This is a genomic window from Bellilinea sp. (genome assembly GCF_034432615.1).
Classification (GTDB): Bacteria; Chloroflexota; Anaerolineae; order Anaerolineales; family Anaerolineaceae; genus Bellilinea.
In genome coordinates this window covers 1-8452 of the sequence record NZ_DAOUBL010000068.1, presented here as the reverse complement: position 1 = coordinate 8452, position 8452 = coordinate 1, and the positions used below count along the sequence as shown (strand labels likewise).

Below are 8452 nucleotides of genomic sequence, written 5' to 3'. Positions count from 1 at the left end.
ATACGATAACGGGCAACGCCCAGTCCGCGATGACAAACCTGTCCCAAACCCAACCCTTCCAAAATCACATAAGCCTGAACGGCTTCACCAAAACGATCCACCACCGTCCGCATACCGGCAAGGTTGCCAAGGCCCTCTTCACACACATCCGCCACCAGCCAGATATCTCCATCAAAACGCTGTCCATGTTGAACCAGACATTTGCCAATCGTCAACAGAGCCGCCAGCCCCAAAGCATTATCCGCCGAGCCTGGGCCGGTGATTTTACCGGTTGTCACCTCCAACGGTAATGATTTATCCAATGGGTGAACAGAATCGAGATGAGCTGAGAGGATAAAAGGCTCGGCATCCCCGCCTCTCCAGCGGCCAAACACATTACCCTGCTCATCCAGAAAGACCTCATCCAGACCGATCCGCAGCATTTCATCGCGAATGTAAACCGCCCGGCGCTCTTCGTGAAAGGTTGGCGCAGGAATTTGTTGAATCCGTGCGGTTTGTTCAACAATATAATCCAGCAACTCGGCGGGCAAAGGGATCATCAGACTTTACTCACCATTTCGCGCAGTTTTTCCAGTCGCATGGGGGGCAGACCCGGCAGTACATCCAGCGCATAGAAGGGGCCACTTCCCTCCACCACAATCGAAGCCGAGATATTCCCCCATAACGTAGCCTCCAGGGCATCGTAGGTCTGCCGCAGCCCGGCCAAAAAACCCCCACAAAAAGCATCACCCGCGCCGGTCGGATCCACAACCCGAGCAGGATAAGCCGGCACCATCCAGCGCTGGCGGCTGGTCCGTGAATAGACCCATTGCCCCTGGCTTCCCCGTTTAATCACCACAATTTCACAATCAAAAGAGGTGAGCCGTTCCGCCATTTCCCACAGATCATCGGTCAACCCCTGATAAAAGCGACGCACCTTCTTTTCCGAACAAATCAATGCGCTGACCCCCCTCAACATTGCCGGCAAGTCATCCCGAAAGGTTGGATTCATGCTCCCCTCGGAAGGATCCATCGTCAAAGTGGTAACTTGCCCACGGCGGAAGAGGGAAGGCAACAAGGACTGCGTCAGGTAATCAATGGGGGCAATATGCGCTGCTGTAGCATCCAGATAATCCGGTGGAAAATCGCCGGCGCGGATCGTCCAGTCGGTTGGCTGCACCCGGCTGTCAATCTGATTTGTGGGTGGGGAATAGCCCAGCAATGCTTTGGGAAAGGGTAAACCCAACCTGGAAAAATGCGTCAGAGGTGCATCCGAATTTTCTTCATCACCGTTTGGGTAAGCTGCAAAATAACGTGACTCCAGGGCTGTGGGCAGCACTTTGATGCCGCGGCAGTCAAATCCACGCGCGGCAAATTGATCAAGCCATTCATGAGGATAGTCTTCGCCGACCCTTCCTATCAAACCAATCCCCTGATCCCACAGACGCACCCCAACAGCGGTGTAGATCAGATTACCACCGGGAATATCCAGGGCCGGTTTACCGTTGACGGGCAGAATAAAATCCCGCCTCAGCTTACCGGCGATCAAATAACGTAGAAAAGGAGCGCTATCCAAAAAACCCCCGCCCGGCGCAACCGTTTTTCGATTACTTTTTTGAACCGGCAATATCGGTAATCAGCCGCAACAGTCCCAGAACACCCAAGCCAACCTTTACACCATCACCAGCAGTCAAACGAGGAGCCTGTTGGGTTTCTTCCGCCCGTTGAATGAGGAGCAAGGCCGCAATCACGCCTGCCGCTGCACCAATCAATCCCCCGATTACAATTGTTTTCGTTTTCCAATTTTCCATCAGAAATCCTCTTGGAATGAGATAAGATGAAGGCTGAAAATTAATGGCGAATGATTTTTGACCGCAGGGTATGGAAGCCCGCTGACCACCCACCCCAACGGATGAAAGGGCGGGCAAGCCGGTCACACAAGGCTTTCACCCGGAGTACCATTACCTGCGAATAAATCTGACCAATCCTAAAATAAGGGGGCAGAACCCGCAAAATTTTGTTCATCAGGTAAATCAGTCCAATGTTGAGTGCCAGAAACAGCATTGCAAAAATAATGAGCGGGCCGATTAACCAGATTAAGGAAATGGCTGCCCAATGACCGGTGCGGGATGTCCCCAGTGAGGGAGTCAGCACCATCAACAATCCTAAACCGAGGAACACCACCCCTGCCGCAATTACCGGCATCCATATCTGCCAGACAACCTGCCGACGGTGTTTTTGAAAGGAGGGGGATGGAGAATTTTGATTTTCCGCACTCATGCAATTATTGTAGCATGAAACCGCCGCGTAAAAAATACAATCCCAACCGATTGAAATATCGGTTTTAACTCAACTCTCTTTCCACCCAAACAAGCCGGGGCAATCCCTGCAGATCATGGATTACTTCAATTTTCGCGTTCGGCAAATTACGGTAAACCAGTTGGGCAACCTTTTCTGCCTGCCCTGCCTCGATCTCCAGCAGCATTAAACCGCCCTTCGCCAACCAGCGTTTTGAATCTTCGATCAAGGCTGCAATCCAATCCAAGCCGTCATATCCACCATCCAAAGCCAGCCGAGGCTCAAAGCGGCTGACTGCCAGTTGCGCCAGTTCATTGGCAGGTATATAAGGTAGATTGGCACAAACCAGATCAAACATCCCCTCTACGGCATCCAGCAAGTTACCAAGCATGGGAAACACCCGCTGAGAAACCTGCAGTTGCTCAAAATTCTGGTGGGCAATCTGTATCGCCTGCCAGGAACGCTCGACCGCCACACATTTCAAATCCGGAACATGAAAAGTCAGCGTAGCGGCAATACTGCCCGAACCGCTGCCCACATCTGCCGCACTGCGCCGATTTGGATGGCGTTTTAACCACCCAAGCGCTCTTTCGACCAGCAATTCAGTTTCGGGACGCGGAATTAAAACCGCCGGGCTGACCCAAAAGGTCAGTCCGTAAAACTCTCGTTTGCCGGTTAAATAAGCCAGCGGTTCACCCTGCTCAAGACGGGTGATTAAATTCTCCAACCGCTCGATGTGGTCTTCTCCCAGCACATATTCCGGATGAGCCAGAATAAATTCACGGCTTTTCCCCAACACATGCGCCAGAATCACCTGAGCAGCCAGGCCTCCGTCTTCTATACTTTTTAATCGCACCCGGGCAACCTTCAGCCAATTCCCCGCATTAAGGTTCAGCAGTTTCATGGGCGGTCAGGCGTTCGGTTTCATCCCGCAAGGACAGTTCTTCAATAAATTCGTCCAGTTCTCCATCCATTACCGCCGGCAGGTTGAAGGAAGAAAGATTGATCCGGTGATCGGTTACACGGTTTTGCGGGTAATTGTAGGTACGGATTTTCTCGGAGCGTTCACCGGTTCCCACCTGAGAACGCCTGGCTTCATCCAGTTCCTGCTGCCGCCGGTTTTCTTCAATTTCATATAACTTGGCACGCAGAATGCTCATTGCCCGCAAGCGGTTTTGCAATTGAGAGCGCTCGTCCTGACAGGCCACCACAATACCGGTTGGGATGTGCGTAAGGCGCACCGCAGTGGAGTTTTTCTGAACATTCTGTCCCCCGGCTCCAGCCGAACGATAAATATCTATGCGGATATCCGATTCCGGGATATCAATATCCACCTCTTCCACCTCGGCCAGTACGGCTACTGTGACGGTGGATGTGTGAATTCGGCCGGAGGCTTCCGTTTCCGGCACACGCTGTACGCGGTGCACGCCGGATTCGTATTTCAGGCGGGAATATGCACCCCGCCCTTTGACCATGAAAATGATTTCCTTGAAACCACCGATGCCGGTTTCATTCTGCGAGAGAATTTCCACCGACCAGTTACGCCGCTCGGCGTAGCGGCTGTACATGCGGAACAAATCCGCCGCAAACAGGGCGGCTTCTTCTCCGCCCGTTCCAGCACGAATTTCCATGATGACATTGCGCTCATCACGTTTATCTTTGGGAAGTAAAAGTGACTTGATCTCCCGTTCCAGCGCTTCCTGGCGTGGTTGCAGTTCTTCTAAATCCTGCCGGGCAAGCAGGCTGAGTTCCTCATCATCACCATCCACTAACTGACGGGCTTCTTCGATGCGTTTCAGCACCTGCCGGTATTCGCGCCCTTTTTCGACAATCTCCTCCAAGTCGGAGCGCTCTTTGGCAAGTTCTGCAGCGCGTTGATAATCTTCTCCGACTTCTTCCAGCAAGCGATTGAGTTCTTCGTAACGCTCTTCGATCTTTTCAATTTTTTCCAGCATATGTTTTCTTAATCCGTTAACTCAGATTGGCAATGTTTAATTATACCAGCCTGTCATGTTCCAACAGCCGGCAAAAATTAAGTTCGACTGCGGCGCTAAAACTTACTGATTAATTCGATGTTGATAGCCTGGATTCCCCCGCCTCGCTCAGACCGCGCCAGCTCCATCTCGAAAATATAACTGCGGCTGGGCAGTACGGTCGGCCGCACCGATTCGGGCAAATTGGAATCATGGAAAAATGCGGTGGCATACGGCGATTCGGGATGGCGGGTATCGGTCAGCCACAGACCGGGCGCGATGGATTTTAAGTATCGCATGAAGCCATAGCCCTGTTCGCTGTGCCAGTAACACCATCCCCGCACACGGGAACCGATTTCACCCCATTCGGGTTGATCGGTTTTGTAATTGTTGACCGGGATTAAGTTGGGAATGAGATAACCGGAAATAAAGAAATCCGCTTCATGACGCAGTTTGTTGGATACATTATCCAGCGCCATCACTTCAACTCGACAGCCCTTATCCTGCAAGGCGCGCACAACCTGAACAAAATCGCCGTCCCCGCTGGCCAACAGCACCCGGTCCAGCTTGGCAGATTGCAGCAGCGCATCCACCGCCAGATCTAAATCGGCATTTGCCTTGCCATATCGGTTGCCGCTTTCATCCTCAAACCACTGGATTTCCTTGACAATCACTTTATAGCCCATATCCCGTAAAGCTGAGTGAAAATTTTGGGTGCCTTTCCGGTAAACCTCATCCCATTCGGCCCGCTCACGGTCATAACTGACGTAAGCATTCATGCGCACCGGTTCGGCAAAATCCCGGCAGGCAAATTCCCGCAACACATCGTACTGCATTTTAGAACCGCCGTTGTTATAAATATAGGCTACATCCACATAAATACCGACTTTGCTGCCACCACCTGATATGGGCATATAGACTCCTGATCACTTTACATTGATTGTAAGTTTCATCCCCACCGCGGGGGATTATGCAAGCCAAAATTTTATAATTTTTTTTACTGTTTGAAATGATATTTTATATTGCACAAATTCTATACCTCAATGCTAATTAAATCAATAGTTACAAAGTTGCTCCTTTACAACAGGCCAATAAAATAATATTTCCCTCCACCCGCAGGCGGAGGGAATTGCCAATTGCTCAAATTGTCTTATTCTTTCAGTCAAACGGTTTCTCTCTTGCGGCGTACCCATTTGAACACTTCCACACCACTAAAAACCAGAGTGCTCAACGCGAGGCTGACCAGCAAATCTTCGAGGGGCAACGCACGGGTGTTGAAGACATTTTGCAAAAAAGGCACATACACAACCGCCATCTGCAAAGCGAAAGTCAGCAAAACTGCCCCCAAAAGGGATTTATTCGAAAAAAGACCAATTTGAAAGAGCGAGAAGCGATTCGAACGGGTTGCCAGCACATTGCCCATCTGCGCCAGGGTGAGGGTTGTAAACACCATTGTCTGCCAGGTTTCCATCCGTCCGGTGTTCAAAGCCCACAAGCCAGCCGCCAGTGAAACCAACCCCATCCACAATCCGATCCATAAAATATCGCGTGCCATTCCCCGCGAAAAGACATTCTCCTTTGGTGGAAAAGGTTTGCGTTTCATCGTGTCCGGTTCAGCCGGCTCTACCGTCAACGCCAATCCGGGCAAACCGTCCGTCACAAGGTTGACCCATAAAATTTGAATGGGTGTCAGCGGCAATGGCATTCCCAGGAATGGACCGGCCAGCATCACCCAGATTTCACCGGCATTCGAGGTCAGTGTATACTTGATGAATTTGCGGATATTGTCATAAATCCGCCGGCCTTCCTCAATAGCAGCCACAATTGTGGCAAAGTTATCATCCAGCAAGACCATATCGGCGGCTTCTTTGGAGACATCTGTACCGGTGATGCCCATCGCTACGCCAATATCTGCTTTTTTCAACGCCGGCGCATCGTTGACACCGTCCCCGGTCATGGCAACGATTTCACCTTTTTCTTGCAGCGCCTGAACAATTTTCAACTTATGTTCAGGAGAAACCCGCGCAAAAACCGAAACATGCTCCAACACCTCTTTAAGTTCCTCGACGCTCATGACACTCAGCTGCTGGCCGGTAATTGCTTCGCCATCCGGCGTGGTAATGCCCAGTTCGCGGGCAATGTGCAGCGCAGTCAGCGGGTGATCACCTGTGATCATAATCGGACGTACGCCTGCACCCTTGGCGGTTGCCACCGCATCTCTGACTTCCGGGCGGGCAGGATCAATCATACCCACCATTCCAACAAAAATCAGGGCTTGTTCTTGCGGCTTATCACACCCCTCGACTTGTTCGGCAGGACATAGCCGGTATGCCACGCCCAGTACCCGCATGCCCTTCATTGCCATGTCTTCATTGGCTTTTTCAATCCGCCTGCGCCATTCCTCATCCAGCGGAACGCTGCCATCTTCGACCCACACGCGGTTACACACTTCCAACAGGCTATCCACAGCGCCTTTGGTAATGGAAATGTACGGCTGCTGAATTTCAGCGGCGATAACACGCTCAGCCGTTTTCAAGATTTCCGGCAGTTCATTCTGATTGAGGCGGTGAACGGTGGTCATGCGCTTACGTTCCGAATCAAACGGCAATTCGGCCACGCGCGGCATAGCTTTTTCCAGTTCGTCTTTCCACAAACCTGCCCGCGCTCCGGCAATGACCAGCGCGCCTTCGGTAGGATCACCGACTGAAACAAAGCCTCCCCGCGCGCTTTCATTAGCTTCGATCACCGCATCATTGCACAAAGTCCCTCCCACCAATAGAAGCGCAACGGCAGGGTATTCTACCAGCACTGGTTCGATTTTTTGACGGTCGGGCAGGGTTGGCGAATAATTTTGAACCTCTTCCAGAAAATCAATCCGATTCCCGGCCACATCAACCACCGTAACGGTCATGCGATTTTCGGTGAGTGTACCGGTCTTATCGGAGCAAATCGTGGTGACGGAACCCAGTGTTTCGACGGCTGGCAATTTGCGGATGAGCGCCCGACGCTGAAGCATTCGCTGAGCGCCAAGAGCCAACGCAATGGTAACCACCGCCGGTAACCCCTCCGGCACTGCTGCCACTGCCATGCTGATCGCCGTCTGGAACATGATGCGGATGGGCTCACCACGCAGCACCCCCAACCCAAAAACGATGCCGACAATCACCAGCGCAGCCACTGCCAGCCCTCTGCCCAGCTGCGCCAACCGTTTTTGCAGGGGAGTGGCTTCCTGACCCACTCCCTGAATCATGTCGGCAATCCGCCCCAGTTCGGTTTGCATGCCGGTTTGTACCACCACCGCCGAACCGCGCCCGTAGGTTGTCACGGTTCCCATGAAAACCATATTGCGCCGGTCTCCAACCGGTATATTTTCCCCCTGGATCACCTGGGTATTTTTCTCAACCGGCTCAGATTCACCCGTCAGCACGGCTTCCTGAACGCGCAGGTTAATCGCTTCAATTAAGCGGCAATCAGCAGGTACAGCATCTCCCGCATCCAGCTGAATGACATCTCCCGGTACCAATTCACGGGAAGAAATCTCGATCAGGTGACCATCGCGGTGGACTTTGACCTTAGGTGCTGCCATCTTTTTAAGCGCAGCCATTGCCCTTTCGGCACGGTATTCCTGCGTAAAGCCCAACAGCGCGTTCAGCACCACGATGATCAAAATCACAATTGCATCGGTGACTTCGTGAAGGAAAATTGAAATAACCGCCGAGATGATCAGGATTACGACCATGATCTCGGTCAACTGTTCCAATAGAATTTTCCAGGGGCTTTTCAGACCGCGCTCAATCAGTTCGTTCGGTCCGTATTTTGCCCGTCTTTTTTCGACTTCCGCTGAAGTTAGACCGTGTTTTAAATCGGTTGAAAGTTCGGCTTCAATTTCATCCAGGGATTTTGCGTACCAGTTTTTCATTGCAATGTTGCTCCCATTCAAACTTTGATATAAAAAAAGACCATCACCATTCCGTGATGGTCTTGCCAAACGCTTTTTCATGCGCCCGGGCTACCGGAAGCCGCTGGCTTCGTTTTGACGATAACCCGTCCTGTGAGAGGAGGCTACTCCCCATTACTCTGCTTATCCTACCGCATCTCATTCAGGTTGTCAAGCATCCGTTACGGAATGTTATTTAAACTTGAAAGTTGGACAGTTTAAAGCTGAAAAGTGGACAGGGAGCTTTCTTAACATTTGAAGATAT

The 8452-nt window shown here is 51.6% G+C and carries 8 protein-coding genes; all 8 read right to left on the bottom strand.

The annotated features are described in order from the left end of the window. Positions 1-539: M20/M25/M40 family metallo-hydrolase (locus VAE48_RS03390; RefSeq protein ID WP_322791909.1), on the bottom strand; the 539-nt coding region annotated here is incomplete at its 3' end. Next, positions 539-1555, bottom strand: a complete 1017-nt coding sequence (locus VAE48_RS03385; protein WP_322791908.1) for a carbohydrate kinase family protein — start codon at positions 1553-1555, stop codon at positions 539-541. The genes VAE48_RS03385 and VAE48_RS03390, both read right to left, overlap by 1 nt. Before the next feature lie 31 nt (positions 1556-1586). Further along, positions 1587-1790, bottom strand: a complete 204-nt coding sequence (locus VAE48_RS03380) for a hypothetical protein (protein ID WP_322791907.1) — start codon at positions 1788-1790, stop codon at positions 1587-1589. A 40-nt stretch (positions 1791-1830) separates the two neighbouring features. Next, entirely contained in the window at positions 1831-2259 is a 429-nt protein-coding gene (locus VAE48_RS03375; RefSeq protein WP_322791906.1) for a hypothetical protein, read from the bottom strand. A gap of 64 nt (positions 2260-2323) precedes the next feature. Beyond that, entirely contained in the window at positions 2324-3181 is an 858-nt protein-coding gene (gene prmC, locus VAE48_RS03370) for a peptide chain release factor N(5)-glutamine methyltransferase (protein ID WP_322791905.1), read from the bottom strand. After that, positions 3162-4232: a peptide chain release factor 1 gene (gene prfA / locus VAE48_RS03365; RefSeq protein WP_322791904.1), complete on the bottom strand. Its 1071-nt coding sequence runs from the start codon at positions 4230-4232 to the stop codon at positions 3162-3164. Before prfA ends, prmC begins: the two co-directional genes overlap by 20 nt. 95 nt (positions 4233-4327) lie before the next feature. After that, a complete protein-coding gene (locus VAE48_RS03360) occupies positions 4328-5164 on the bottom strand; it encodes an NYN domain-containing protein (RefSeq protein ID WP_322791903.1) in 837 nt (278 codons plus the stop codon). Positions 5165-5412: 248 nt separating this feature from the next. Then, entirely contained in the window at positions 5413-8169 is a 2757-nt protein-coding gene (locus VAE48_RS03355) for a cation-translocating P-type ATPase (protein ID WP_322791902.1), read from the bottom strand. Positions 8170-8452: the final 283 nt, after the last annotated feature.